The organism is Streptomyces sp. WM6386, assembly GCF_000972385.1.
In the GTDB taxonomy this organism is placed as follows: domain Bacteria; phylum Actinomycetota; class Actinomycetes; order Streptomycetales; family Streptomycetaceae; genus Streptomyces.
Genome location: NZ_JXTE01000833.1, coordinates 1 through 300, shown reverse-complemented (window position 1 = coordinate 300; position 300 = coordinate 1). Strand labels below are relative to the sequence as shown.

Sequence of the window (300 nt, the reverse complement as noted above, 5' to 3'; positions counted from 1 at the left end):
CGGCCGGAGCACTTCACGGTCCGGGAAGAGCAGGTCCTGTCCCAGACCGGCCGCGCGATCCTCGACCGCGGGGAAGCACTGTCGGTGCGTGAGCTGGGAGCGGCCCTGGGACTGCGCAGCCCGGCACCGGTGGTCTACCACCTCCAGAATCTGGAACGCAGCGGCGCCCTGGTCCGCGACGGACGCAACTGGAACACCTGCCGCTGACCCGCTAGAGGGCCGCCCCGAACAGCGCCACGTCGTCGGGCTCCATGTCGGTGCGGATACGTGTGAGCCGGACCGGGTGGCGCCAGCGTCCGG

Annotated in this window: 1 protein-coding gene; it reads left to right on the top strand. The window is 71.7% G+C overall.

Annotation, left to right across the window (positions count from 1 at the left end; all coding sequences use genetic code 11):
* On the top strand, window positions 1-207 hold a 207-nt coding region (locus TN53_RS43860; protein WP_046264535.1), incomplete at its 5' end, for a hypothetical protein.
* Window positions 208-300: the final 93 nt, after the last annotated feature.